This is a genomic window from Pirellulales bacterium, from assembly GCA_035546535.1.
Taxonomy (GTDB): Bacteria; Planctomycetota; Planctomycetia; order Pirellulales; family JACPPG01; genus JACPPG01.
In genome coordinates this window covers 1-25,398 of sequence record DASZWQ010000156.1, presented here as the reverse complement: position 1 = coordinate 25,398, position 25,398 = coordinate 1, and the positions used below count along the sequence as shown (strand labels likewise).

At 63.4% G+C, this 25,398-nt stretch carries 17 protein-coding genes; 5 read left to right on the top strand and 12 right to left on the bottom strand.

What is annotated here, in order from left to right:
• Positions 1-112: 112 nt before the first annotated feature.
• The 3 genes from VHD36_18920 to VHD36_18910 all read right to left on the bottom strand — a co-directional run bounded on the left by VHD36_18920 (position 113) and on the right by VHD36_18910 (position 3,668).
• Entirely contained in the window at positions 113-1,450 is a 1,338-nt protein-coding gene (locus VHD36_18920) for a glycosyltransferase family 87 protein (protein ID HVU89408.1), read from the bottom strand.
• Between the two features lie 307 nt (positions 1,451-1,757).
• A complete protein-coding gene (locus VHD36_18915) occupies positions 1,758-2,939 on the bottom strand; it encodes a tetratricopeptide repeat protein (GenBank protein ID HVU89407.1) in 1,182 nt (393 codons plus the stop codon).
• Between the two features lie 78 nt (positions 2,940-3,017).
• A complete protein-coding gene (locus VHD36_18910) occupies positions 3,018-3,668 on the bottom strand; it encodes a hypothetical protein (GenBank protein ID HVU89406.1) in 651 nt (216 codons plus the stop codon).
• A gap of 241 nt (positions 3,669-3,909) precedes the next feature.
• On the opposite strand from VHD36_18910, the gene VHD36_18905 reads away from it, so the two are divergent.
• Positions 3,910-5,484, top strand: a complete 1,575-nt coding sequence (locus VHD36_18905; protein HVU89405.1) for an exo-alpha-sialidase — start codon at positions 3,910-3,912, stop codon at positions 5,482-5,484.
• 21 nt (positions 5,485-5,505) lie between these two features.
• Here the strand turns inward: VHD36_18905 and VHD36_18900 are convergent, their stop codons facing one another.
• The 5 genes from VHD36_18900 to recQ all read right to left on the bottom strand — a co-directional run bounded on the left by VHD36_18900 (position 5,506) and on the right by recQ (position 13,938).
• On the bottom strand, positions 5,506-5,913 hold the full coding sequence (locus VHD36_18900) for a hypothetical protein (GenBank protein ID HVU89404.1): 408 nt from the start codon (positions 5,911-5,913) through the stop codon (positions 5,506-5,508).
• 35 nt (positions 5,914-5,948) lie between these two features.
• A complete protein-coding gene (locus VHD36_18895; GenBank protein HVU89403.1) occupies positions 5,949-7,400 on the bottom strand; it encodes a hypothetical protein in 1,452 nt (483 codons plus the stop codon).
• A gap of 80 nt (positions 7,401-7,480) precedes the next feature.
• Positions 7,481-8,560: a nitronate monooxygenase gene (locus tag VHD36_18890; GenBank protein ID HVU89402.1), complete on the bottom strand. Its 1,080-nt coding sequence runs from the start codon at positions 8,558-8,560 to the stop codon at positions 7,481-7,483.
• Between the two features lie 44 nt (positions 8,561-8,604).
• On the bottom strand, positions 8,605-11,736 hold the full coding sequence (locus VHD36_18885; protein HVU89401.1) for a PVC-type heme-binding CxxCH protein: 3,132 nt from the start codon (positions 11,734-11,736) through the stop codon (positions 8,605-8,607).
• Positions 11,737-12,096: 360 nt separating this feature from the next.
• The gene (gene recQ, locus VHD36_18880) at positions 12,097-13,938 is read right to left on the bottom strand and encodes a DNA helicase RecQ (GenBank protein HVU89400.1); all 1,842 of its coding nucleotides are present in this window, start codon (positions 13,936-13,938) and stop codon (positions 12,097-12,099) included.
• Between the two features lie 291 nt (positions 13,939-14,229).
• Here recQ and VHD36_18875 point away from each other — a divergent pair, with 291 nt between their 5' ends.
• Both VHD36_18875 and VHD36_18870 read left to right on the top strand, forming a co-directional pair.
• Positions 14,230-14,604, top strand: a complete 375-nt coding sequence (locus VHD36_18875; protein ID HVU89399.1) for a BlaI/MecI/CopY family transcriptional regulator — start codon at positions 14,230-14,232, stop codon at positions 14,602-14,604.
• Between the two features lie 31 nt (positions 14,605-14,635).
• On the top strand, positions 14,636-17,794 hold the full coding sequence (locus tag VHD36_18870) for a M56 family metallopeptidase (GenBank protein ID HVU89398.1): 3,159 nt from the start codon (positions 14,636-14,638) through the stop codon (positions 17,792-17,794).
• A 106-nt stretch (positions 17,795-17,900) separates the two neighbouring features.
• On the opposite strand, the gene VHD36_18865 is transcribed toward VHD36_18870, so the two are convergent.
• Both VHD36_18865 and VHD36_18860 read right to left on the bottom strand, forming a co-directional pair.
• Positions 17,901-19,376 carry a hypothetical protein gene (locus VHD36_18865; protein HVU89397.1) on the bottom strand — a complete coding sequence of 492 codons (1,476 nt, stop codon included), beginning with the start codon at positions 19,374-19,376 and terminating at the stop codon, positions 17,901-17,903.
• Positions 19,377-19,806: 430 nt separating this feature from the next.
• Positions 19,807-20,838, bottom strand: coding sequence for a HEAT repeat domain-containing protein (locus VHD36_18860; protein HVU89396.1), 1,032 nt, complete (start codon positions 20,836-20,838; stop codon positions 19,807-19,809).
• A 174-nt stretch (positions 20,839-21,012) separates the two neighbouring features.
• Between VHD36_18860 and VHD36_18855 the strand changes: the two genes are divergently transcribed.
• Entirely contained in the window at positions 21,013-21,786 is a 774-nt protein-coding gene (locus VHD36_18855; protein ID HVU89395.1) for a lipoate--protein ligase family protein, read from the top strand.
• A gap of 283 nt (positions 21,787-22,069) precedes the next feature.
• Here the strand turns inward: VHD36_18855 and rph are convergent, their stop codons facing one another.
• On the bottom strand, positions 22,070-22,807 hold the full coding sequence (gene rph / locus VHD36_18850) for a ribonuclease PH (protein ID HVU89394.1): 738 nt from the start codon (positions 22,805-22,807) through the stop codon (positions 22,070-22,072).
• Positions 22,808-22,920: 113 nt separating this feature from the next.
• On the opposite strand from rph, the gene VHD36_18845 reads away from it, so the two are divergent.
• A complete protein-coding gene (locus VHD36_18845; protein HVU89393.1) occupies positions 22,921-23,712 on the top strand; it encodes an IS5 family transposase in 792 nt (263 codons plus the stop codon).
• Between the two features lie 62 nt (positions 23,713-23,774).
• Here VHD36_18845 and VHD36_18840 read toward each other — a convergent pair whose 3' ends face one another.
• Positions 23,775-25,079 carry an acetylxylan esterase gene (locus VHD36_18840; protein ID HVU89392.1) on the bottom strand — a complete coding sequence of 435 codons (1,305 nt, stop codon included), beginning with the start codon at positions 25,077-25,079 and terminating at the stop codon, positions 23,775-23,777.
• Positions 25,080-25,398 lie beyond the last annotated feature (319 nt).

Below are 25,398 nucleotides of genomic sequence, written 5' to 3'. Positions count from 1 at the left end.
CGTTCGCGACGACTACTACATGGGGCCGGCCGGGTTCCATGCTTTTTCGGCGCTGCCGAATAAGCTTGCCGCGATGCAAACGCGTCGATGGCGTCGACGAAGCGGACTCGGCCTACGCCGCCCGGATCGACGGGTTGCGCTTGCCGTACGACAGCCAACCATCGCCGAGCACCGACAATGCCACGCGATCCTCCAGATTCGGACGGAAGATCGTCAGCAGCAAGAGCGGCAGGTACCACCCCATGAACAGGCCTCCTTCCTGCGGCTGCCAGAACTGCGTCCCCAGCATGACTACCGCCGAGCAGCTCAAAAGCGTGCCGAGATTCTTCTGCGCCGGCCACAGCGCGAAGCTGGCACAAAGAGCGGCATAGCCCGCCAGCACCGACAAACGGTACGGGTTCGTCGACTCGTTGAAACTCCAGAAGCCGCTGCTGTCCTCGGGCGACAGACTCGTCCAACCGAAGACCTGCCGAGCTTGCGCGAAAAGGGGCTCCAGCCCTCCCACGGCGAAGAACTGCATCCCCATCACCAGAGCGAGCATCGCCAGGAAGCCAACCGCGAAACGCAACAAGCCGCGATGCCAGTAGAAGCCCACCCACAAGGGCAATAAAAAGATCGGATAATAGATCACGCCCGTCGCCAGGCCCAGAAGCATGCCCGCGATCAGCGGTCGGCGATAGAAGAACACGGCCCATACGACCAGGGCCGCCGGCAGGACGTGCTCGACGCGGCCGGTCATCTGTGCTGTGTAAGGCAGCAGCAAATACAAGACAGCCGCCGCAACTCCGGTGCGCGCGCTGCCAAAATGCCGGGCGCCGATCAGCACCATGCCAATGACGACCGCCAGGTGCGAAAGGATCGCCATCAACCGCGCCGTCGCCGAGTATTCCCGCTCGCGCAGCTCCTCAGGGGCGACCGTGCCGGCAGCCTCTTTCACGACCAAAGTCTTCATGGGAATACTGGCCAGCAAGTGCATCCAAGGATAAGCGGGGCCGTGCGTGGCCAGGCTGGCATCGGCTTCTTGCTGCGTTTCGGTATTCGAAAGCATTTCGTCCAGGCGGCGCGGACCATCGAGATCGCTATCCGTAATTTCCCGGGTCATGGCATTGACCATCAGGAAGACACAGAGCGACACAGCGGCAAAGGTCAGCCCCCCAGGCAAGAGGTTTGGCTCCAACAGCGGTCGGCGCACCATCATGGGGTCGATCAGCAGGCGGATCAGAAAAAATCCACCGGTGGCAAACAACCAGGCGTAACCGATCTGCCCGGCCGCTCCCCCCTGCTGCACCATCAAGAGTCCCGGCGCGAGCGCAACCAAGCCGATCAAGTCCAGGTTCCGCACGCTCCACACGCGGCTGAACTTGAAATAGATAGCGATCGTCAATAACGACGACAGGTAGACCCACGTCGTCGGATCGACCGGCTTGTAATGGTAAAGAAACTGATCCATGTCACTCGCGCTCGCCAAAGTCTACAGGCCGCACGAGGCCGCGCCGCATCGTGCGTTTGCTTCTACCGGCCCTAGACCTGCGGTCTGGCAGCGACCGTAACTCCCTACGAAGATACGCTTTGAGCTTTGTTTTGCAACCCCGGACGGCACTCCAGCGCGGCTCGCATTGCGATAACCGCCGGTTGCGTAATGGCTTCTGTCGAGCCGCCTGAGTGCTCGGCCCCTACCACGGAGGTTTGCCGTTAGTTGCCGCTCGGCGCCACGCGGTCACAATGGCTCGTCGGGCGGAACAAGGGGGCGGAGTGATTTAGAGAGACAAACGCTCGCGCGCCGCCGCCGCCCAGGGGCTGTCCGGGGCCAGTTCGAGAAAACTCCGCCAATGCTCGGCCGCCTGTTCGGTGCGGCCCAGCTCATCCAGCACCCGGCCCAAGTGATAGTGCGCATCGGGAAAGTCCGGGTGGCAGGCCAGCGCTCCCTCGAAGGCAGACACCGCCAGGTCCAGCTGCCCCGTCTCGGCCAGCACGCACCCGAGGTTGGCCCGGGCCTCGACGTAGTTTTCATCCAGCTCGATGGCCATGTAATAACGCTCACGGGCCGCGTTGAGATCGCCCAGCCTGTACAGCACGTCGGCCAGGGCGAAACAAGTTTCCGGATGCGGACCACCGGCGGCCAAAGCTGCGCGATACATTTCGGCCGCCAGCTCCAGTTGTCCGTTATCCTCGAGCGCATGCGCCGACTCGACCATGTCCTCCGGACCGGTCAGAGGCGATTCGGCCGCGGCCCCCAGCGGCACAACGGCTTCGGTCACGGCATCGGATGCCGAACTGTTATCGCGGCTGTCGAAATCGAGCCGCTGCTGGCCATGGGCTTCGACCAGACCCTCGCCGGCGCGCACCAGCAGTCGCTTCCCCTCGACAACCAGCGGAGCCTGGGCAGTTGTCCCCCGCGCATCGGGAAACCAACGGGCTAGGGCCGAGAACTGTTTTTCGATCTGGCGCTGCGAAACTCCCGCCGCCGAAAGCGCTGACAGTTGACGGGCCGTGGCCACCTGGGCGAAATCAAAATAGGCCAACTGGCCGAACTGCCGCCCGGCCGCCAGTAATCCGCAGCGGTGCCAGCGCCGCACCGTGGCCACGGGCACGCCGATCAATTCGGCCAGCATCGCGGGCGTGTACATGCGGCTGACGTTTGAGTCCAGTTCGATCAGGCCAAGGCGCTGCCATAGTTGCGTTTCGTTAAGCGCCACTAGCTTGCCGTCAGATAAAGCCTGGCTGGCGTCATGTCCCAAAAGTGCGCCGATTTCCTGATTCGGCGAAGCTTCGCCGAGAATCACGAGATCGGCTCCCGCAAGATCATCGACCGTCGTGGCGCCATGCGCGCGCACCAGTTGCTGCGCCTCGCGCTTGGTCAATCCGGCTAATTTCCCGGCAAAGGCCACGCGCAGGCCGGAAAGAGTATCTCGCGGCAGGCTGGAATGTGTACTCGACATGCGACGTAGATTATCGCCGAGTTGCCGCGAAAACCAAGCGGGCAAACTACCGAATTCACGGTCCCGCAAGTTTCGTGATCAATACCCCGCGTGCGCGGCGGCATGCAACTTAGCCTGCTCGTCTTCGGTCAGGCCCGTGATCTTCACGGCGTCGAACGAGTGATCGCGCGTCAGATGCTCGAAGAAGGTCATCCCTTCGACGCCCGCTTCGGGCGGGTCGATCGTGCGGAGCCAGATCCGCAACTCGTCGGCGTTGAGGCTGCGCAGCCAGCGGCTCGGCGGCCGACCGTGCCGCGCCATCCGCATCGCACTGGGCTTACCCGCGTCGCTTTCGATCCCGGCATTCGGCGCCGCTTCGGCATGACTTGCTTGGAGGACGGGGCGAAACTGCGCCGGCACCAGGCTTTCGTCGAGATATCCTGTGCGGCCGGTAAAGCGCTCGCCCGTGACACGATGCACGGGCGTCGTAATGCCGGTGATCTTCCAGCGGCCGTCGATCAGGTTCTCGCGTTCGTACCACTGCCAGGTGTTGTTGCCGGCCAGGCTCCAATGCTCGGGCTTGACGTCGGTGACGGCGGCCTTCGTGCTCGCAACCGAGGCGCCGGGGCTTTTCAATTCGGCGCTGCGCATCAGCGCGGCGGCCAGATCGTCGAACGAACTGGCGCGCAACTTTTCGGCCAGGCCGAACAGGCCAAACCCGACCCAGAATACGAATCGTCGGCGGAGCATGGCAAAACCTCGCGGCTGTATCTCGTGAGTGACCACCCGCGCCGTCTTGGCGAGTCGAATGCCCCGATCCTTTCCGACCGGATTCCGCCTCACCGGCCACCGAGAATTATAGGTCATCCGCCGAGCGGTCCAGTCGTAGCGATCGGCGCGAATTTGAGAACCGTCGCCCGCCCGCCTATAGTTCAGCTCCGCAGGGACTTGTGGCCTGTTACTGCCTCGGCATTTATCAAGGAATTCCTCGATGCGCCTCGCGTGGTACACCTTGCTCTTGGTACTTACAACGTTCTCGGTCACGGCGCCGTCGCGCGCGCTCGACATCGGTCAATCGCCTGGCAAGGTTGCGTTGACGACCCTCGCCGGCGACACGATTGAAATGGAAAATTATGCCGAGCGGCCCGCGACGGCGGTGCTGTTCATATCCAGTCGCTGCCCGGCGACCGTGCAGGCGATCGCCGACATCGACAAGCTATATGCCAGGTTTCGTCATCGCGGCGTGCTGGTCGTCGGCGTCGCGGCGAATGCGGTCGAATCGGACGATGAGCTGCGTACGTTTGCCCAGCGCCGCGGCTTGATCTTTCCCGTCTATCGAGATCGCGACGGCGCCGTGACGAAGCAATTCGCGGCCACGATGACGCCGGAAGTTTTCCTGCTCGACAAACGTGGTGCGCTCGCGTTCCACGGCAGCCTGGGGGACGAAAAAAGACGCGCCGCCTACGAAGCCGCCGTGCTGGCCGTCCTGCGCAAGCAGCCGGTCGCCACGGCTCAAGGGCCACTCGCCGGCACGCCGCTGGCCACGATCGGCGAACAGCGCGACTTCGACGATCCTTACGGCACGATCTCGTTTTCCTCGGAGCTAGTCTTCGAGAAAATACCCGCAGCGCCCGCGCATCATTGCTCAACGATCTGCGAAGCCGCGAATCACGATCTGCTCTGCTTGTGGTACGGCGGCACCTATGAATCGGCGCACGACCAGACTTTGTTTCTCGCGCGCAAGAAGCCGGGCGAAAAGAATTGGAGCGCGCCCCAGGCGCTCATCCCTGGTGGCCCGCAGCCGCCAGGCAACGGCGTGATCTTTCGCGACCCCGCGGACGATCGCATCTGGATCGTGTGGTGTCGCATGGAGGGAACGCGGCCCATGGGACGCGGCCAGGGCTGGGACCGCTGCCGGTTGTTCTATCGCACGTCGACCGATCATGGCGTGACGTGGAGCGAAGATCGTCCAATGTTCGATGAAACGCTATGGTGCGTCCCGCGCAATCCACCCGTCGCGCTCGGCGACGGCACGTTGCTCTTGCCCGTCGAAGGCCTCGAGGACGAGGTCGAGGGCTCGCACTTCCTCGTGCATAAGCCCGGCGCCGCACGCTGGGAGCGCGCCGGATTCACCAGCGGCGGCAGCCAGCCGGCCGTCATCGAGCGCAACGACGGCAGCCTGCTGGCCATGCTGCGCCACGCCCGGTTCATCACCCATATCGAATCGCGTGACGCCGGTCAGACATGGAGCAAGGCAGAACCGACACCGCTGCAAAACCCCGACTCGGGCATCACGATGACAAAGCTGGCCAACGGGCACTTGCTGCTGGTGTACAACGATTCGCAGACCAAGCGCACGCCGCTAGCCATCGTCCGTTCGCTCGACGAAGGAAAAACGTGGGAGAAACCGCTGAGCCTGGAATGCAACCCCGGCGAGTATTCGTATCCCTGCATCATCCAGACGGCCGACGGCAAGATTCACGTCACGTACACGTTCCGCCGCTACGCCATCAAGCACGCCGAGTTCAACGAGGACTGGCTAACGAACTTCGAGCGGCCGGATTGATCTCATGCGCGTTGCGTCGCGTCATTCGCCGCCGCCGCGTTTCCAGCAAACAAAGCGCGCCTCAGTGGTTGAACCGATCGCATTCCTGAATGCCTCGCCGTCGAATTCCGGAAATCTTTTGGAAAACTCCGCAACGGCTTCTCCTCCGCCAGCAGCGCCCAGTGGAAATGCGCAGAGCTTTCCACCCTCACCTTCGAGAAGATACCAGAAGTCGGCACCCGACGGTCCGCTGCTGTTCGTCTCGATCGCCAGACAGGTAACATCTGCCCAAGCAATCGCCTGTGTTTGTCCGTGCGGAGACCTGGCGGACGGCGGATATGTTGCCGAGATTTGATGATCATCGAAAGAAACGATGACCGCGCGTTCCCACATCGGCCGTGCGAAACGATTCCTTGTCAAAACGTACCACCATCGCGTCAAGAAACTCATGGTCGCCCGGCTCGCACGTGGACGTAAGAAGCCGCCTACATCGGCCGAAACCGAAATGAGTAAACATCCGCGTCGCGCAGCTCGAGGCGCAGGCGCACCGGTTGTCCCGCGAGTTTGCTGACGTCGCTCTTCCCCTGCCAGGTCACGACGCGGGCCAGATCATCGGTCGTGATTTCGTCGGCGTCGGCCAGCGTGTAACCCGGCAGCGGCTCGCCATCCCCGTTTTCGATCGCGATCCGAATGCCGCCCGCGGCGCTTGTCGAGCAGTTGATTTCGAGCGCCCCGCCGGCAAATTGCAAGGGCCTCGTGAGCAGAAAGCCGCCGGCGAAGGGCGCGTGGAGCGAAGCCAAACCATCCAGACGCAGCGTCAATCGCTCCAAGTGCGCGGTCTTCTGCCCGTAATACCGCTGCGCGAAAATCGACATTTCACCCGGGCCGGTCTGAATAATGCCGCAAGCCGGGTAGTTGGTGCGCGATACCCAGTTGCCGTCGCCCGGCCCTGGCCTCACGAGCGCCTCCTGGAACGTGCGATCGAAGCGTGTCGAGTCCGCGCGCGTCGTCTGCAGCACTCCATCGGCACAATCGCCCGCACCACCACCCAGTGGATCGATGTCGAGCCGCGCTTCCTGCTCCTTGGTCAACACCCGGCGCCCGGCCATCAGCCGGCCGGGCAGCGAGATGTAAATGTGTGGAGCGCGAAAATAAGGCTGCACCTGGCTGGTATAGAGCTGCGCCGAGGGAGTGGTTGAATTCGTATCGCTGTAGCTCATCGGCACCTGCGGCGCCCAATGACGAAAATCGTCGGACGTCGCCCGGGCTTGTGCCCGCACGCCGTCCTGCGAATGCCTCGCGAAGAGAACGTACTTGCTCTCGACCGCCGACCAGAACATGACGTTCTGCGAATCGAAGTTGTTCTTGAACTCTTCGTGCAGAATCACGTTCCCATCGACCGGCCGCCAGCGCAACCCATCGGCCGAGACATAGCCGCGCAAGCCCGCTTCCGGCGCGCCGAACCGCTTCTCGACGAACACGTTTCCCTTGTAGCGCTCGTCGGCGGGCACGCCGGGACGCGTGTCGAGAAAAGGTGCCAGGCATTGATTCTCGAGCAGCAAAACGTTGTTCGCCTTCGAGCCATTGATCTCAACCAGCCCCAGGTCGGGCTTGGTCCAGTGGATACCGTCGGCGCTTTCGGCATAGCAAATCGTGTAGCGATAGCCCGGCACATTCGAGGCGCCGCGGTAATACATGCGGAACTTGCCGCCGTCCTGGATGATGGTCGTGTAAAAGGCGAAGGGCCCCTCCCACGACCGATCAAAGGCCACGGCCACGCCGCCCGATTGCGGACGCCCGATTTCCAGCCGTGCTCCTTCCAACCGGTCGATCAGCTCTTGATCTACGAACAGTTCACGCCGCGCGCCGATGTCGATCGTCTCGGCCGCTATCGATGACGTCCCAGGAAGCGCAAGCGCGAAGGTAAGTGCCAACATGATGCTTGCAAGCACGCGAGACGGTCGACTAAAACACCTTCGCATGATGCGTCACCCGTGTGGCGATGAATGTTGCCTTATCAGCCGAGCAATTCCTGCGCGCCCTGCCACAGCTCGCGCGTCAATTGCCCGGCCGGCACGGCGCGCGAAAGTGCCGCGCTCTGACCGGCCCACGCCTGCATACGCTCGACGTCGTGCTCGCGGTTGGCCGCCGTGCGCATCGGGCCTGTCAGCCCGCGCTGCACCGGATACGGCGCCGGCCGTGGAGCATCCGGCGCCGCGGCCGCGCGCGTGTAGTTCGTCGCGATGCTGCGTCCGGCGCGCCCGCTGAAGGCACGTGTAATCATTGTCCCCTCGGGCGGCGTTCGTCCGATCGCGTCGGCCCAGGCCGGATCGATGTCGGCCTCCGGACAGCGCAAAAAACCAGTGCCGATTTGCGCCGCCGAAGCGCCCAGCACGAGCGCCGCCGCCACGCCGCGCGCATCGGCGATGCCGCCGGTGGCCACGACGGGCACGCGCACGGCGTCCACCACCGCCGGCAGCAGCGCAAACAGCCCGATCATCGTTCGTTCGGCCGCCGCGGCATCGAAGCAGCCGCGATGCCCGCCGGCTTCCATCCCCTGCACGGCGATCACGTCGGCGCCCGCCTCCTCGGCCGCCCGAGCCTCGGCCAAGGTCGAGACATTGGCGATCCAAGCGATGCCACGCGCTTTGAGTCGCTTCACAAAGTCCAGCGGGTAAAGCCCCATCACCGAGGAAACCGCGCGCGGCGCGGCGGCCAGCAGCGCGTCGCACTGCGCCGCGAAATCGGGCAAGCTCGGCGTGCCGGCCTCAGGCGCAACGGCCGGTCCCCATTGCGCGAGAAACTCACGGACCCGCGCTTCGTGCGTTTCGTCCCGCACAGGCGGTGGATCAGGAATCCACAAGTTGAATTGAAACGGACCGGCAGTGCCGGCCCGCACGTCGGTCGCCCATTGCAGGATCGCGGCGGGCTGCATCAACAGCGCCCCGCAAGCCCCCAGGCCCCCGGCGTTGGCCACGGCAATCGACAGCGCCGGTGGCGAGGCACCGGCCATCGGCGCGAGCAAGATCGGCAACTCGAGGCCGAAGCGCTCACAAAACGCCTGACTGCGTGCAAGAATACTGTTCACCGGCGACATGAGTGCCAATATAACGTCACGCCAACCGGCAAGCGACGCTCACTCTACTTCGCCGCGCGCAAGAACGTCACCAGGTCGATCAGCTCGTCAGCCGTGAGTTGCTTGTCGAGACCGGCCGGCATGATCGACGTGCTGCCGGGAATCATTTCGTCGATCTCCTCGCGGCCGACGCGGACCGTGTCCTTGGCGTTCAGAACCAGGATTACTTCGTCCGGCGCATCTTTCCGCACGATGCCGTTGTGTACCTGGCCGCCATGGGTCGTGATCGTCATCGGCTCGTAGCTGCGCACGAAGCTGGCGCTGGGGAAAACGATGGCTTCGAGCAGATCGCGCTCGCTGCGGATCTTGCCGACGTGCGTCAGGTCGGGCCCGACCGTGCCGCCCAGGTAGCCGATAGCGTGGCAAGTGGCGCACGCTGCTTTCTGACTGTTGAAGACCAACTGTCCGCGCTTGATATCACCATGGGGTAACAGCGTGAGCAACTCTTCGATCTTGGCCATGCGCTCGGCGGTGCTGGCGGCCAGCAAGTCGTAAAGCGTCTTGGTCTCTTGCTGCACCGCCGGCTCGTAATCCTTGAAGACTTCCTGCAAGGTTTCGGCCCGCACATTGGGCAAAGCCTGACTGCTGGCCAGAGCCGCGATCACGGTGCGCCCCACCTTGTCGTTTTTGCTCTTAGCGAAGGGCGCGACCAGACGCTCGATTTCGAGTGGGCCGGCTGTGCGGACGGAATCGGCCAGCGCCAACAGCTGCGCGTCGTCGAGTTGTGCTTTCGACAACACGTCGGCCGCGGCCAGTCGCACCGAGACCTGCGCGTCGGCAGCCAGATTCTTACGCACGAAATCGAACAGCGTCGGCTGCACGTTGCCGAGTCCCCCCGGCGTAGCGGCCAGAGCATCGAGCCGGACCCCTTCGCTCAGTTGCTCGTTGGCGGCGGCGGCCACCAGGGCGGCGCGCACGTCAGCGGCCTGCGACTCGCCGGCCGGCATCGCCCGCACCACGGCCACCGCCAAGGGAAGCAGGACCGCATCGCCCGATTCCAAAACGCGCGTCACCGGCGCGACCCATGAGGCGGGCAAATGCTTGAGCCCGGCCTGGGACATCGCCTGCAACAAGCCGCGGCGTTCCGTGTCGGTTACAGACTTTTCCGCCAGTCGCGCGGCCATCAATTGCTGAACGCTCTCCTCGCCCGAGAAATGCGCGAGCAAGCGCCCCATCAGTTCGGCTTTGTCGCCGGTCAAAGCGCCGGTCGCCAACTCGCGCGCCAGCCACGGCGCGAGAGCCACCGCCCATTCGCCATGCCGCAGCAGAAGCGAGGCCGCCGCGTCCCGCACGCTCGCATCCGGCCCTGCAACCAACGCGGCCACGACCTCGGGCTGCAACCCGCCGCCGGACATTTGATCCATGGCCAGCAGAGCCGCCCGACGCGTGCCGGGGTTGGCACTGGCCAGCCCGTCGGCGGTTTCTTTCGGCGCCGCCAACTCGATCAGCGCGTAAATGACCGAATGTTCCAGCGTGCGGTCGAGCTCTTCGCCCGCCGTTTGCAAAAGCGCAGGCACGGCCTTTCGATCGTCGAGCCGCCCGAGCGCTTCGGCCGCCGCGCGGCGGTTTTGTGGCGTGCCCGATCGCAGGATTTTGATCAAGTGCGGGACCGCGGTGCGATCGCGCGCGACGCTGGTGGCGTGAATCGCGGCCTGTCGCACGGTTTCATCGCTGTCGGCCAGCGCCGCACGAATGGCCGCCCGCGCGTCGTCCCCTTCGATTCGTGCCAGGGTCCATACGGCGCGAGCTCGCGCGCCGACGTCACGCGATGTGGCGCGCACTTGGGCAACCGCCGGGACAGCCCCCTTGCCGCGGCGCGCTAGTTCGTGCAGCGCCCGGCGGCGCACGGCGGGGCGAGCATCGGCCAAGCGCTCGGCGAGTGCGTCTGGCGTAGCGTCCGACCAGGCAAGCTTCAATCCGCGCGGATCGGCCACGGCCTTTGCGCCCGCGCGGCGAACACGGTAAATCCCGCCGGCGATCTCGGGCTTCCACAGTTGCGAGCTAGGGCAGCAGAGCTTGTACCAACCGCCCGTATCGATCACGACCAGGCTGCCATCGGCGTCTTCCAGCACGTCGGTGGGATGGAAATCGAGATTGTCCGAAACCAGAAAATCGTGGTCGCGCGTTTGGAAAGTGGCTCCCGCAGGCACCATCACATGGCGCGAGACTTTGTGCATGTTGAACTGCGCGGCAAAGAGATTGTTGGCAAAATCGTTGCCGAACGTCCGCGATTCGTAGCGCATCAGCCCCGCCGGCGCCGCGGCGCCGAAATGCGTCATCGGCGGCATCAAATCGCCCGTGCGCGGATGGCCGTCGATCACATTGTGCTCCTTGCCATACACGCCGCCGTAGATGGCATGGATCAAACCGTCGCGCTGCCCGCCGCCGGGATGCTGAAAAAACGTCGTGTCGAAGATACGTTCGCCGCCCAGCGTGAACGCGATCTCGACCGGGTTATCCATGCCGCCGGTCATCACGGGCTCGATGCCCGAATTGTCGGGCCGCGAACGAAATAAGTGCGCCGCGCGCGTCACGAACGGCTCCTTGCCGGGCCGGTCGTAGGTTTGCTGGCCAAAGCCTCCCTTGGCCCAATAGATCCAACCGTCGATGCCCTCGTACGGACCGTGCAGGTCATTGGCGCAGCCGCCCAAGGTCTTGCCGGCGAACCATTCCTCGCGCTGGTCCGCGACGCCGTCGTTGTCGGTATCGGTCAGCTTCCAGATCGATGGCGGCGCAGCGACGTAGATCGAGCCATCCAGCCACATCATCCCTTCGGGGAACATCAGCTTGTCGGCGAATTTCGTGGCCCGGTCGAACGTGCCGTCGCCGTCCGTGTCTTCGAGGCGCATGACCCAATGCGGCTTTTCGGCGAGTTGCTTCTCGACCTTGTCGTTGGTGCCTGAGGATTCGCAGACGTAGAGCCGCCCCTGCTCGTCGAAATCGGCATGGATCGGCCGCTCGATCAAAGGCGCACCGGCAGCGACCATGACTTCGAAGCCCACCGGCAGCGTGAAATTGTGCCGCGGCAGCGTTACGACGTGCGTGCCGGGCGGCGGAGGCGTCGGGGTGACCGCGGGATTGGCAGGGTCAGCACCCAAGACCGTTAGCAGCAAGCTCACGTGCAACAGCGCTGACATGATCCCTCCGGCGAATAAACGGCGGCAATTGGTCGGAAGCGTTCTGGCCATTGTAAGTTCGCGACGGGCATGGGCCAAATCGATGGACCGGCGAACCTGCATGCTGGTAAAATCGGGGCTATGTACACGGGTCCCGTCGAAACCTTCCGCGGCGTAATGATTTACCGGAATTGCGACTCGCGCGAGCATCCCCGCCTGACGTTCCGCTGCACGATTCCAAGACCATTGACGGAAGACTGGCAACTTCACGCGGCAACGCTCGAAGAGATGCGGATCAAGATTCAAAGGACGCAAAACTTCTTGAGGCAGCAACCACCAGAGATTGTGCCCTGAGGGACGGAGCTTCGTTTCGCAAGTTCTTTATCGGCGCGAGCGTGCCGGGGTCCCCGAACTCACATCCTGTGTTAATCGCTGCCGCTGGCAGTAAGCCGCGATCTCGGGCAACAGTTCCTGGCCGTACTCGGCGCACTTCTTTTCGCCGATACCGTGTACTTCCAGCAGGCTCTCCTCGTTCGACGGCCGGCGGCGGGCCAGGTCGCGCAGCGTGGCATCGCCGCAAACGATGAAGGGCGGAATGCCCCGCTCGTCGGCTTTGTTGCGCCGCCACTTCCGCAAAGCATCGAACAGGCCGCGGTCGACCCCTTGCCAGGAATCGAGCGAAACCTTTGCCTCGCGGCGCGGGCGCTCGGCCGGCTTCAGCAATTGCGGCGTTACCTCGCCGCGCAACAGCCGACGCCCCTCGGGCCGTACGGAGAGCGTCGAGTACTCGCCGACTTTTTCTAGAAACTGTTGCTCGACCAGTTGATCGATCCAGGCGCGCACCTCGCGCCGGTCGTGCTCACCGAGAATGCCGTAGGTGCTCAGTTGATCGTGACCTGAGGCCAAAATGCGCTCTTCGCGCGAGCCCGCCAGTACGGCCGCCGTGTAGGCCGCTCCAAAGCGCTCGTTCAGCCGCAACACGCACGACAATATCTTTTGCGCAATGACGAGCGCATCGGCCACGTAATCGAGTTCCCCCAGGCAGACGTCGCAAGCGCCGCACGCTTCGGCCGGCGGCTCCTGACCGAAATAATTGATGATCGACCGATGCCGGCAGCCGACGCCAACGCAAAATCGCTCAATGCCCGCCAATAGTTGCTCGGCAGCTTCAAGCGCCTCGGGCGCTAGCTCGCTTTGCAGGCTGCGCCACGTCTGAAAGTCGGCGCCCGAATAGAACAGGCAGCATTCGGCCTCCAGGCCGTCGCGGCCGGCACGACCACTTTCCTGTTGATAATTTTCCAGCGATTTCGGCGCGGCGGCATGGATCACGAAACGCACGTCCGATTTGTCGATGCCCATGCCGAAGGCGACCGTGGCCACGATGATCTTGGCCCGGTCGTTGATAAAGGCGTCCTGGTTCTTGCGGCGATCCTCATCGGCCATGCCGGCATGATACGGCAACGCCTGATGGCCCAGGGCAACAAGCTCGGCGCACAGGCTTTCGACGTCCGTCCGGCGGATGCAATAGATAACGCCCGACTCGTCGCGATGGCGGTCGATCACTTCGCGAATCTGCCGCAACCGGTCGGTGCGTCGCGCGACGCGGTACACCAGGTTGGGACGATCGAATGAGCCGACCAGGATCTCGGGCTCGTCGAGTCCCAGCTGTGCGGCGATATCCGTGCGCACGCGCTCGGTTGCCGTGGCGGTATACGCGTGCAGGGCAATACCCGGGAAGACTTCCTTCAACTGCCGGAGAGCTCGATACTCCGGTCGGAAATCATGCCCCCAGTCGCTGATGCAATGCGCCTCGTCGATGGCGATGAACGACACGTCGACGTTTTGCAAGAAGCCCAGCGTCTGCTCGGTCATCAGCCGCTCGGGCGAGAGATACAAGAGCTTCAAACGGCCCGATCGCACCTGGTCGGCCACGGCGCGGCGCTCGGCGGGCGTGAGAGTACTGTTGACGCAGGCGGCCGGCACGCCGCAATCGACCAGCGTGTCGACCTGATCTTTCATCAGCGAGATCAGCGGGGACACCACCAGTGCCAGGCCAGGCATGTGCAACGCGGGGGCCTGAAAGCAGAGCGACTTTCCGCCCCCCGTCGGCAGCACCACCACCGAGTCGCGTCCGGCAACGACGGCGCTCATCGCCTCGCCCTGCAGCGGGCGGAACGCGTCGTAACCCCAGTACTTGCGGAGAATGGCGAGCAGCGCTTCCATGCGATTCTGGGCTGGGGATTTGTTCGTGAGGCAGGGGCAGCGGTTCCCCGACTGGCTCAGTTTAAACGCTCGGTCCTTCGCGCCGCCAGGGCCCCTTTTCCGCAAGGGGTGCTCGAGCACTCCGAACAACGCCCTACCTTTACCCGCCGACTGTCGAGCACGCCTGAGAGGACGCCGAGCCATCGAACCACTTCTCCAGATCCGCTCAAACAAAAACGTTGACTCCACTATGTAAATAGTAGATACTACGTCGCTAGTGGATATTCCTCGCTCACGTGAAGGACCAACGCCGTGCCCCCCCTGCCTCCGTCCGACGTCGAATTGCAAGTGCTCGCCGTGCTATGGGAACGTGGACCCTCGTCGGTACACGACGTTCGCGCCGCGATGCCCGACGGCAAAGACCGGGCCTATACCACGGTACTGACCTTGCTCCAGAACCTGGAGAAGAAAGGACTCGCGACCCACAAGCAACAGGGGCTGGCGAACGTGTATCGCGCCGCAGTCAAGCGGCAGCAAGTGCTACGGCCGCTGATGAAGGACATGCTGGCCAACGTCTTCGGTGGCAGCCCTGCGCAGGTTCTGCAATGTCTGCTCGAGAGCACCCGCGTCGATGCCGAGGAGTTGGCCGAGATTCGCCGGGTGCTGGCCGAGGCCAAGAAGAAATAGCCAAGAAGAAATTAGGGACAGGCGGCAACCCATGGCGGACCTAGCGGCCGGAATCACGACGCTCCTTGATTGGCTGTCCGGGCCCAGTTGGCAGCATCTCGTGACGGCGCTCGTTCATAGCCTCTGGCAGGGCGCCGCGGCAGCGGTCGGGCTGTGGTTCGTTCTGCGCGCAGTTCCCGCGCGCAATGCTCAGGCACGCTACTTAATGTCGCTCGCGGCGCTGGCTGCGGTGGTCTTGGGCTGCCTCGTCACCTGGTCCGTGCTCGATTATCGAACGACGGCGCTCGCCGGTCCGCGCGAAACCGCGACCAACGAAACGAAGAGGTCGCAGGGTCGCCAGGCCGAGGCATCACTCGCCCGGCCTGGCAACCCCGACGAGAACGCCGCCGATACAACAGGCGACTTCTCGTACGATGCTGACGCGCCGCCGCGATCGCCGGCCATCGATCGTCGCCTCTACACGGCCGGTGTCCTGACCTGGCTGAGCGGCGTACTCCTCATGCTGGCGCGGATGGCATGGCTGGTGACCGGCGCGCGACGTCTGACCCAAGGCAACGAACTGATCGACGGCCGGTTGCACCTGTTGCTCGCATCGCTTCGAGAGCGGCTGGGCATTCGCCGCGCGATTCGCTTGATCGATGGCGGCGAATTTGGACCGGCCGTGCTCGGCGTCGTGCGGCCGGTAGTTCTTTTGCCTGCTGCGATGATCCTAGGTATGCCCACCGAAAGTGCCGAGGCCATCTTGGCGCACGAATTGGCGCACATTCGCCGGCACGACTACCTGGTGAACCTCGTGCAAATGCTTGTCGAAGCGGCGCTGTTCTTCAATCCTGCGGTGTGGTGGATCAACCGTCAGATCCGGCAGGAGCGCGAAGCTTGCTGCGACCGATGCGCCGTCGCCCTCAGCGGTGGCACCGTGACCTATGCGCAAACTTTGGCCGATTGGACCGAGCGCCAGCATCTCGGGCAGATCTTGGCGGCGGCCGCGGCGCTACCGGCCCATCGCGGAGGTGTGGTCGCCGACCGGATCAAGCGCCTGCTCGTGGCTAACTATCGCCCTGAGATGCGCGTCTCCTGGACGGCGTTGCTCGTCAGCACGTGCTTGAGTTTCGTTGCGGTACTCGGACTGTGGCGCGGCACACAGGTCGGCGTGGCGCTAGCCGCCGAGATTCTCTCGCCGCGAGAGCGGCTGGCCGTGCTGGACGCTGAGCGCGATCGGGTGCGTCCCGTCATTTCGGCCGGAGCGGAACAGGCAATGCTGTCCGGTACGATTACGACCAGCGACGGCCGCGCGCTTCCGGCGGAGCTTTACGCGGATTTGCGAAGTGTCCATGAACAAGGAAGCGACCAAAAATCGCTAAACCTTGCGACACCGGCGTTTTCCCAAAAGTTTCGGCCCGGCGTCGTTTCGCTGGCGATCCACGCTCCGGGCTATGCACCCGCTGTTGTGGGTCCATTGCAGTTGCGGCCGGGCGACGCGAAAAGCGGAATACAGATCGTGCTCGACCCTGGATTTGCCGCGCGCTTCAAGCTGGTGAATGACCAAGGGCAGCCTGTCGCTGATGGCAAAGCCTCGTTGTTTTTGACCGAGTTGCAAGGGGGTATGAACGCGCCGATCAAGTCCGACGAGGGGGGCACGATCACTGTTGAACACGCCTCGCGCGATTTGGTCGACGTAACCATCAAAGCGTCCGGCTATCAAACGTGGTCTCGCAAGAAGCTGACCCTCGAACCCGACAAAGACATAGTAGTGCAGATGTCGCGGGCGACGCCGACCGTGGGTGTCGTCGTCGACGAGAATGGCCGCACCATCGCCGGCGCGACGGTGCGTTCAGCACTTCAAGTCGGTCCGGGAAATGCTGGAGAGAAGAATGGCGATAGCGGGCCCGTGCTGGCTACAACCGATGAGGCAGGCCGTTTCACGCTCGACAGCCTGGACGACGGCAGCCAATACGCGTTCTTGGTCGAAGCTCAAGAACATGGCCGCCGACTCTTTCCGCACATCTACGCCGGCGCGGAGAATCTGCGTTTCGAGGTGGGCCCTGATTTCATCGTGCGCGGGCGAATCATGGGCGACCTGGCGTCGCTCAGGCACGACGCAGGGCGGCCGATTGTGGAAAGCAATCAGCAGCCCAGCATTCAGGTGGCCAGCGATTTTTCCTACGGCCTGCTGTTCACGAACAGGTCGCCGGTCGACGTTATTGACGGCGAGGGCCGCTTTGAGCTGAAGAACCTGCTGCCCGGGCAGCTTTCGGTCACGGCAGCAAAACGCACAGTCACAGTGAACCTGGAAACACCTGTGACCGAACTCACCATTGATCTCACCGGGAAGCCGCCCGTGCCACAAATGCGCCCCGTGGTCTTACGATTCGTCGGACCTGATCCGACCTTGGCTCCTACGGGTCAGCTGGAAGTGAACATTGGCGACCATGCGAAGATCGGCGCGCCGATCAACAAACGCGTAAACATCGAAGACGGCGCGGTGCGTCTCGATGCTTACGCGGACGGCTACGTCAATTACGCCGCGCGAAACATCGTCGGATATTGGTTTGCCGACGGCATGGTCACTGTGACGCCGGGCGACGGTCCGCTCGAACAGGACGTCGAAATCGTACCGGCCGGCGCCGTGCGTGGTCGCGTCCTGAACGCCAATGGCTCGCCGGCATCCAATGGCGTGCACGTCGGCACGAAGATCCGCTACCACTTTTCGCCCCAGCGCTGGACGACGACCGGCATCAACAACGTGCCGGTTGACGTGCAAGGCAACTTCTTCCTAAGCCCGCTCCCCTTCGGCGCCGATGGCGATTATGTGATCGTGGCGTCGCGTGGCCACGAACAAGCCGTTAGCGCGCCTGTCCGTGTGGACGAACAGCATATCTCTCCGCAAGTCGAGATACGATTTTCGCCCACAGCATCGGCCTCAGGCGTGGTAGTCGGCACAGACGGCGCGCCGCGCGGCGGCGTGGAAGTGAAGCTCTGGTTTCGCAACGGTATCGCGGACACCATCTACTCGCCCGGCACGCAAACCAACGCCGAAGGCCGCTTCACGTTCGAAGGCCTCAGCACCGGCGTCGGCGACTACTGGGCGACGCTCGACGGTGCCAGCCGTCCGCCACGCATCGAGGTGAAGCTTAATCCTGGCGGCGCGCCGGTGCGGCTGATCGTGCCTGACGAACGTGCGCAAAAATAACGGGACATGAGCTGTCTCAGCTCATGTCCCGTGATGCAGATTCGCTTGAGGAGCCGCACTGGTGGACTAGCCACCCGTGGCACCCATTTCACTTCTGATGCAAGCCTTAGGTCGTGCGGTCGCGATTGACCACTTCCTTCGTACGCGCCGTGCCGGTTGTGCCCGTGCTCGAATCCGAGTTCGCGGGCTCCTTTTCAAAGTTGCTGCCGGGTTGATTGAACTGCGGTTCCGGCACGCTGTCCTCGGGACCGATCGACGGCGCCCGACGCGCGCCGTTGCCGTTCTGGTGGGACGGCGCGGGCGCAGGCGATTCGAAGGTCTTGCCCGACTGAGCCGGGGCCGGCGCGGGCGCCGGAGCCGACGGGACGAACGTGCCGGTGGGAGGCGGCGGCGGAGCCATCACGCCCATCGGCGCGCCGCCGCAGCTATCGCACCCACCGCACGGGTTGCAACAAGGATCGACGATCGGCACCTTGCAGCAGATCGTGCGCGGCACGCGATACGTGTACACGACCGGCGTGCGCGTTTCGACGCAGCGCGGCACTTGGATGGTGCGCTGCTCGCACACCATTTTGCACACCTGCACCGGGACCTGGTCCACGCGCTCTTCGCACACCATCCGCGTCGTCTGCACGGGAATCTTGCGCACGATCAGCTCGGGCACCATCTTGCAGGTCTGCACCGGCACCTGGCGCTCGACGCGCTCGGTCACTTGCCGGCAAACCGTGACCGGCACTTTGCGCACCTGTTCCTCGGCCACCATGCGGCACACCTGGAACGGCACCTTGCGGACCACTTCTTCGTTCACCATGCGGCACACTTGGAACGGCACCTTGCGCACTTGCTGCTGCGGCACCATGCAGGTCTGCGGAATCTGCTGCGTGACGATATTCGGTTGCCAGACGCGGTTGACGGTCACCGTGTCGGGCTGCTTTTGCGGCACCCACATCAAACCGGGCTTCATGTACTGCGAAGTGCCGGTGGCGGGATCGGGCACGCACGCGCCCGGCACCCAGTGCAACTTATTCGTGACACGGCCGGGAACGACCGTTTGCTGCTCGACGAAATTCCCCTGGTCGACGGTCACCGCCCGGTACGTGGTGACCGGAACGTTCACCGTGTAAACCTCGTCGCGCTCCAAGGTCTCGGTGACCGGGCGCTGCACGATGTAACGCTCTTCGCGCTCGTGCATTTCGGTCACGGGGCGCTGCACGATGTATCGCTCTTCGCGTTCGCTGGTCTCATAAACGTCGCGGACGACGTTGTAGCTGGCGTCGCGCATCGAGGTTTCCCAGACCGGCTTCAGCACCGTGTAGCGCTCTTCGCGCTCGCTGGTCTCGATGACCGGCCGGGCGACGCTATAACGCCGCTCGCGCATCTCGGTTTCCCAAACCGGGCGGTAGCTCGTGACCTGCCGCTCGTCGTAGACCGTCTCGTAGCCGATGCGATAGGCGGTCGCTTGCCGCTCTTCGAACACCGTCTGGTATTCGAGCCGGAAAGTCTGGCAGCACTGCGCCAAGGCATTGGCGTTCACCGCGCCGACAAGCGCCAGGCTGGCAAGGAAAGTTTGCGCGAGTTTCATGATCGGTCCCACACTGGCCAAAAAAGATTTTCCCCGTCGAAATGCCCCGTCGAAATGTACGTCGTGCCCTCGGCGATTCGGGCGACGATCGCAAATTTCGCAACACGCGTCCAAAACACCACGCCACGTGTCGCGAAAAGACTACCTCACCAGAATGTGGCTGAATATTAAGGAGTCTGCAAACAGAAAAGTTTGACATGGCGCGCGCTGGCACTGCGAAGTATCAACGCGACAGCGACTTGCGCGCGAGAAATTTCGCTAAAGAACTTCGTCCGCGCTAACCGACATCCACATATTCCGCGCGGCCGAAAATCTTGCGCAATTTGCGCTTGCGGAAAAATCGTCAAACTCGGCCGCTAGCAGGCTTGCCAACCAAAGACAAGCAGCGTACGCGAGCGATTAGCAAGATGTGCGATCCAGGGTTTTTACCCTAGGCGGCCGGAGCCTTAACGCTACCCTCGTCGAGCCGCCGCAGCACTTCGGTCGCCTTCAACCGAATGTCGGCCGGCTGCTCCTTGTCGGCCAATCGCTCGATCGCCTCGTGCAGCTTCCGACGATCGGCCTCGGGCAAGTGCTCGAAGAGCGCCAATGCGGCCTGCAAGCCGTTTTCGGCGATCAAGGCCCGTTTGAATTCGCGCGACTCCTCCGCGGACTCGAGCTTCAGGGACTTTTGCTCCTCGGGGTCGAGCATCTCCAGGATCACCTCCATTCCGGCCGCATCATGGCAGCGTGCCAGGCCGGTGGCGGCGTTGTAGCGGACGTCAGGATAAGTGTCCGAGAGCATCTGCCGTAAATGTTCCAGAGACGCTTTGTCCCCCAGCACACCCAGCGCGAAGGCGGCGACCGAGCGTATCTGCGCATCCTGGTCGGAGGCGGCCGAGGCCAAGGCCTGATCCACCTGCGCTTCATACGGCGTTTCGGCAATGGCCAGATGCGACGCCAACACCGTCAAGCCCTCCAGCGCCGCACGCCGCACGGCGATATCCTCGGGCCGGGTGCGCGCAGCCGCTTCCAAGAGCGCCGGCACGGCCTCGGGAACGGAAAATTCGCCCAGCGCCCGGCACAGGTAGATTTCCAACATCTCCTGCTCTTCCCCCTCGTTGGGCTCTTTCAGCTCATCCGTCAGGAGAGAGGCCAGGTCCTGGGCCAGCCGCGGATCGCGTTTCAGTTCCACGTTGCGCTTATCATTCAAAATATCGGCCAGGCTGGCGGCGGCCTGCCAGCGCGCCTTGCTATTCGAGCGCAGCGCCGCGACATACTTGGTCGGGTCCGAGCCCATTTGCGCCAGCCAATTGAACAACATCCACACCATCACGATGAGGATGACGATCACCGCCGGCACGACGAATAATTGCAGGATAAACCGCGCGCTAGGGGGCTCGACCGGCGGCAAGCCATGGTCGGGAGGCGACGGCCCGCCTGACCCGTTAGCACTGTCTGAAGAATTCACAGGTTCGGCCATGCGGCATGCGCCGCGCGCAGTAGAGGAAAAGCTGCGATGCCGCGATTGGCATCGCAAAAGCGACGCGGTAGCCTGTCGCTCGGCGGGCAGCCACGTGATATTCAGAGTTTAGGTGGCAGGTCCATTCCGTCAAGCCGCGCCCACGGCTCGCCCAGCTCCGACCGGATATAACGCATGTTCTTGCTTGATCTGACTCTGCCCACCGCCACCGAAAACGTGGCACTCGACGAGGCATTGCTCGAAGAGGCCGAAGCCCGGCCGGGCGCCAGCGAGCTGTTGCGCCTGTGGGAACCCCCGAGCCCCCTGGTCGTGATCGGGCGTTCGTCGCGCCCCGAGGTCGAGGTCGACCTGCAGCACTGCCAGCGACTGGGCATCCCCGTCGTACGACGCACGAGCGGCGGCGCCGCGATCATCACCGGCCCGGGATGCCTGATGTACGCCGTGGTGTTGTCAACCGAAACGCGCGCGGAGCTGAAATCGGTCGACGCGGCGCATGGCTTCGTGCTACGGCGCTTGATCGAGGGCCTGAAGGACATTGCCCCAGTGGCGGCCCGCTGCGGCACAAGTGATTTGGCCATGGAAGTCGCGTCGCGGCCGGCCGGTGACGCGCAACACACCGCGCACGCGGCGGCAAAGAAATTCTCCGGCAACAGCCTGCGCGTCAAGCGGCGGCACTTGTTGTATCACGGCACGCTCTTGTTTGATTTCGATCTGGAACTGATCTCGCGTTGCTTGAAGCATCCGCCGCGCGAGCCCGATTATCGTCAGGGGCGCCCCCACGCGACGTTCGTAAGCAATCTGCCGGCGACGCGCGCGCAACTCCGCGCGGCGCTACGAAACGCCTGGCAAGCGACAGAACCGTTCGAGGACTGGCCGCGCGACCGCACGACCGCGCTCGTCTCGCAGAAATACGCCCGCGACGAGTGGAATCGATTCGGGCAAGCCTAGAGCCTGTCGCACATATTCGCGAACCGGCGGTGCCACTGGCCGCTTGTCGACCAGTGCTTGGGTGGCATTCTGCACTGGTGGACAAGCCACCAGTGGCACCCAGCTACCGTTTCGATGCGCGCTCATGCGCAACGAGCGCGGTCCATCGGTTTTTGAAAGCTGCGTCATCTGCGAAATCTGCTCAGTAAATCGCCCGGAAGCGAACGTCGAAACATAACCGCCAACGCATATTTTCATGCCTTCGGGTGCCGCTCGGGCGGCATGAACACTGTGGATGTATTACTTATCGCGCCAGCGGCCATTGCTTGCCGAGCGCGGCGCGCTGCAAGCCGTGCAATTCGGCGATGCCCGTGCGAGCCAGCTTAACGAGCGTCGCCAGTTCCTTCTCGCTGAACGTGGCCTCTTCGCCTGTCCCCTGCAGCTCGACGAAACGGCCGCCGCCGGTCATGACGACGTTCATATCGACTTCAGCGTCGACGTCTTCGACATAGTCCAGGTCCAAGAGTGCCCGGCCGTCGACGATCCCCACGCTGACCGCGGCGACGCTGTCGGTCAGCACCGGGCGTGCCGGATCGAGCCGATCGCGCAGCGTGTGCAACGCGTCAACGAGGGCGATGAAAGCGCCCGTGATCGAAGCGGTACGAGTACCGCCGTCGGCTTCCAGAACATCGCAATCCAGCGCGATCGTGCGTTCGCCCAGCGCGCCCAGGTCGGCAATGGCGCGCATGCTGCGTCCGATCAGGCGCTGGATTTCGCTCGTGCGGCCGTCGATCTTGCCGTCGCGCTCACGGCGTTTGCGCGGACTGGTACTGCCGGGCAGCATGTTGTACTCCGCGGTAACCCAGCCGCGCCCCTGCCCTTTCATCCAGGGCGGCACCTGTTCGTCGATGCTGGCCGTACATAGCACGGTCGTGCGGCCGGCCTGGTAGAGCACGCTGCCCGCGGCGGCCTGCGTGTAGCGGCGTTTGATCTTGGGTGCGCGAATCTCGTTCGGACGGCGGCCATCGTGGCGTGCAGACATGACAGGCTCTAATCAGGGGTGCTAAGACCGTGTCTTCAAATTGCATGAAAGGATGAAAACCGTTACGACTCCGCCCTCTTGGTTCTCAAGTCAAGGAAGACGGAGCCGTAACGATGTGCGCGAATTATCCCAGCGACCTGACGGACGAACAATGGCAATTGATTCGCCCGCTGCTGCCCAAGCGTAAGAAGCGTGGTCGACCACCGATTGACCGACGAGACATCATTGATGCGATCCTGTACGTGGTTCGCACGGGCTGTCAGTGGCGGCAGTTGCCGCTCGACTTTCCCAAATGGCGGACGGTCTACACGGTGTTCTGGCGTTGGCGTAAGGCAGGAGTGTGGCAGCAGATTCACGATTGCCTGCGGCAACGCGTACGTCGGGCGGCGGGCAAACAGAGCACGCCCACGGTGGCCATAATCGACAGCCAGTCGGTGCGTACCGCCGAAGGAGGTGAGGAGCGTGGCTACGACGCCGGCAAAAAGATCACCGGTCGCAAGCGGCACTTGGCGGTCGATACGCTGGGATTGTTGTGGGCCGTAGTCGTGCATGGAGCGTATTGGCAAGATCAAGAGGGAGCGCACTTTGTGTTCGCCTGCCTGAGCCAACACTGCCAACGCCTGAAAGTCGCCTTCGCCGACAGCGCTTATGCCCGCGACGGCTTGCCGGAATGGGTCCGCACGACCTTTGGTTGGATCCTGCAAACGGTGCTACGTCCCATGCACGCCAAGGGTTTCGTCGTGCTCCCCAAGCGGTGGATCGTCGAACGCACTTTCGCATGGCTCGTCCGTTACCGCCGCCACGCCCGCGACTACGAACGCAACACCGAGACCAGCGAGGCCATGATCTACATCGCCATGATCAGCCTCATGTCACGCCGCCTGGCACGTAAAAAATACATTTGAAGACACGTTCTAAGAAACAGAAAGTTCATATACCGTGGCACGAACGTCGCGCGGACGAGCATTTACTTTGGCAAATGCTTGTCCGCGAAATCGAGCCATTGCGCCCACTCGACGGGGCTCATGTCGTGCTTGCCCGGCCGGATGAAATAGCCGAGATGCGTGTTCACGAGCTCGTTCTCCGGTGGCATTTCGGCGGCGCCGCACCCTTCGGTTCCCAGCAACTTGAAAACCGGCTCGGCCGCCTTGAGCATTTCGAACTGGCCCGTCGGGTTGGCCCACTGGTCACCGGTGGCGTTGGTCAAAAGCAGCGGCCGCGGCGCCACGAGTGCCATCAGGCAATGCTGGTCGAAGGGCAATTTGCTGGTGGCCTTGTTGAACTTCTTGAACGTGCCGTCGAACCAATGAGGAAACACGGTGTTGATGCGCTCCACCGATTCACCCACCGTGCCGCGGCTGGGTGACGTGCCACCACAGCCGGCCTGCGAAGGGATCACGAGCGCGATCCGCTCATCGAGCGCGCCGGCCAGGAGAGCCGTTTTGCCGTTGCGCGAATGACCGAACACCGCGATGCGGCGGGCGTCGATATCGGGATCGGTCGAAAGATAATCAACCGCCCGGCTCAATCCCCAGGCCCAAGCGGCGATCGTTCCCCATTCATGCTCGGCCGGCGCCGTTTGGCCCGGCTGAAAGTACAGCGACGGAGTACCGTCGTCCCACGTCGGCTTATCGAGCTTTATGTCGCCATGATAGAAGGTGGCCACGGCGTAGCCGCGCTCGATCACTTTTTCCAGCGGCCAATGCGGCGCTTCCAGACCACGCCCCGCCTCGGTCGCACGATTGTCGACCATGCCTGGTCCGCTGGGCATCCACAACCTCGGCAGGTGAATCGCGGGGTGCGCGAGCACCATGTGATTGCCACGAAAGTTCAAGCCCAGGAACACGGGCGCCGGCTGCTTCTTGCCCGCCGGCACGAACAGAAGCAGGTTGATCCGTCCGGCGCGCTTTTCGGCCGACGGCCCAAAAGTGATCGTCACCTGTTTCATCCGCGCCTTGCCGTCGAGAACTTCATCGACCGAATCCGTCGAAGCTTCGACCTGCGGCGCCGCGGGTGCCGCGCCGTACATATACCACTCGAAGAGTTTGATCAGCTCCGGCCGCCGCCGCTCGCGCCACTCGGCCGCCGTGCGCACCGGCGTGCCGTCGAACATCGCAAGCGGATCGGGCAGCGTGCTGCGCTCGGGCAGTTGCTCGACATCAGGAAAATCAGCGCGGGCAGTTGCGGCGAGGATGGTCATGACAAGCACGGCGGTGGAAAGAATCGACGAGGCGACAATGAATGAGCGAATGGTTGACATCAGGCGGAGCATCAAAAGGTCTTTCGTCCCCCTCCCTGTCGGGGAGGGGCCAGGGGAGGGTAAAGCGGTCGGTAAATCACGAGCGTCAATTCAGCTAGAAACTTGGCGTGAATGATTCCGTCGGAACGCACTTCGAATAATGGCGTTGGTGGCCTGTCGAACGCCTCGCCCCTCACCCCAACCCTCTCCCTGGCAGGGAGAGGGAGCATTGATCATCCCCCTCCCTGTCGGGGAGGGGCCAGGGGAGGGTAAAGCGGTCGGTAAATCAAGAGCGTCAATTCAGCTAGAAACTTGGCGTGAATGATTCCGTCGGAACGCACTTCGAATCATG

Bases quoted from the DNA above. Each gene is read 5' to 3' on its own strand.
- VHD36_18920 (HVU89408.1), bottom strand. From the start codon at position 1,450: ATGGATCAGTTTCTTTACCATTACAAGCCGGTCGATCCGACGACGTGG.
- VHD36_18910 (HVU89406.1), bottom strand. From the start codon at position 3,668: ATGCTCCGCCGACGATTCGTATTCTGGGTCGGGTTTGGCCTGTTCGGC.
- VHD36_18860 (HVU89396.1), bottom strand. From the start codon at position 20,838: ATGGCCGAACCTGTGAATTCTTCAGACAGTGCTAACGGGTCAGGCGGG.
- VHD36_18865 (HVU89397.1), bottom strand. From the start codon at position 19,376: ATGAAACTCGCGCAAACTTTCCTTGCCAGCCTGGCGCTTGTCGGCGCG.
- VHD36_18840 (HVU89392.1), bottom strand. From the start codon at position 25,079: ATGCTCCGCCTGATGTCAACCATTCGCTCATTCATTGTCGCCTCGTCG.
- rph (HVU89394.1), bottom strand. From the start codon at position 22,807: ATGTCTGCACGCCACGATGGCCGCCGTCCGAACGAGATTCGCGCACCC.
- VHD36_18905 (HVU89405.1), top strand. From the start codon at position 3,910: ATGCGCCTCGCGTGGTACACCTTGCTCTTGGTACTTACAACGTTCTCG.
- VHD36_18915 (HVU89407.1), bottom strand. From the start codon at position 2,939: ATGTCGAGTACACATTCCAGCCTGCCGCGAGATACTCTTTCCGGCCTG.
- VHD36_18845 (HVU89393.1), top strand. From the start codon at position 22,921: ATGTGCGCGAATTATCCCAGCGACCTGACGGACGAACAATGGCAATTG.
- VHD36_18870 (HVU89398.1), top strand. From the start codon at position 14,636: ATGGCGGACCTAGCGGCCGGAATCACGACGCTCCTTGATTGGCTGTCC.
- recQ (HVU89400.1), bottom strand. From the start codon at position 13,938: ATGGAAGCGCTGCTCGCCATTCTCCGCAAGTACTGGGGTTACGACGCG.
- VHD36_18855 (HVU89395.1), top strand. From the start codon at position 21,013: ATGTTCTTGCTTGATCTGACTCTGCCCACCGCCACCGAAAACGTGGCA.
- VHD36_18895 (HVU89403.1), bottom strand. From the start codon at position 7,400: ATGTTGGCACTTACCTTCGCGCTTGCGCTTCCTGGGACGTCATCGATA.
- VHD36_18890 (HVU89402.1), bottom strand. From the start codon at position 8,560: ATGTCGCCGGTGAACAGTATTCTTGCACGCAGTCAGGCGTTTTGTGAG.
- VHD36_18900 (HVU89404.1), bottom strand. From the start codon at position 5,913: ATGAGTTTCTTGACGCGATGGTGGTACGTTTTGACAAGGAATCGTTTC.
- VHD36_18885 (HVU89401.1), bottom strand. From the start codon at position 11,736: ATGTCAGCGCTGTTGCACGTGAGCTTGCTGCTAACGGTCTTGGGTGCT.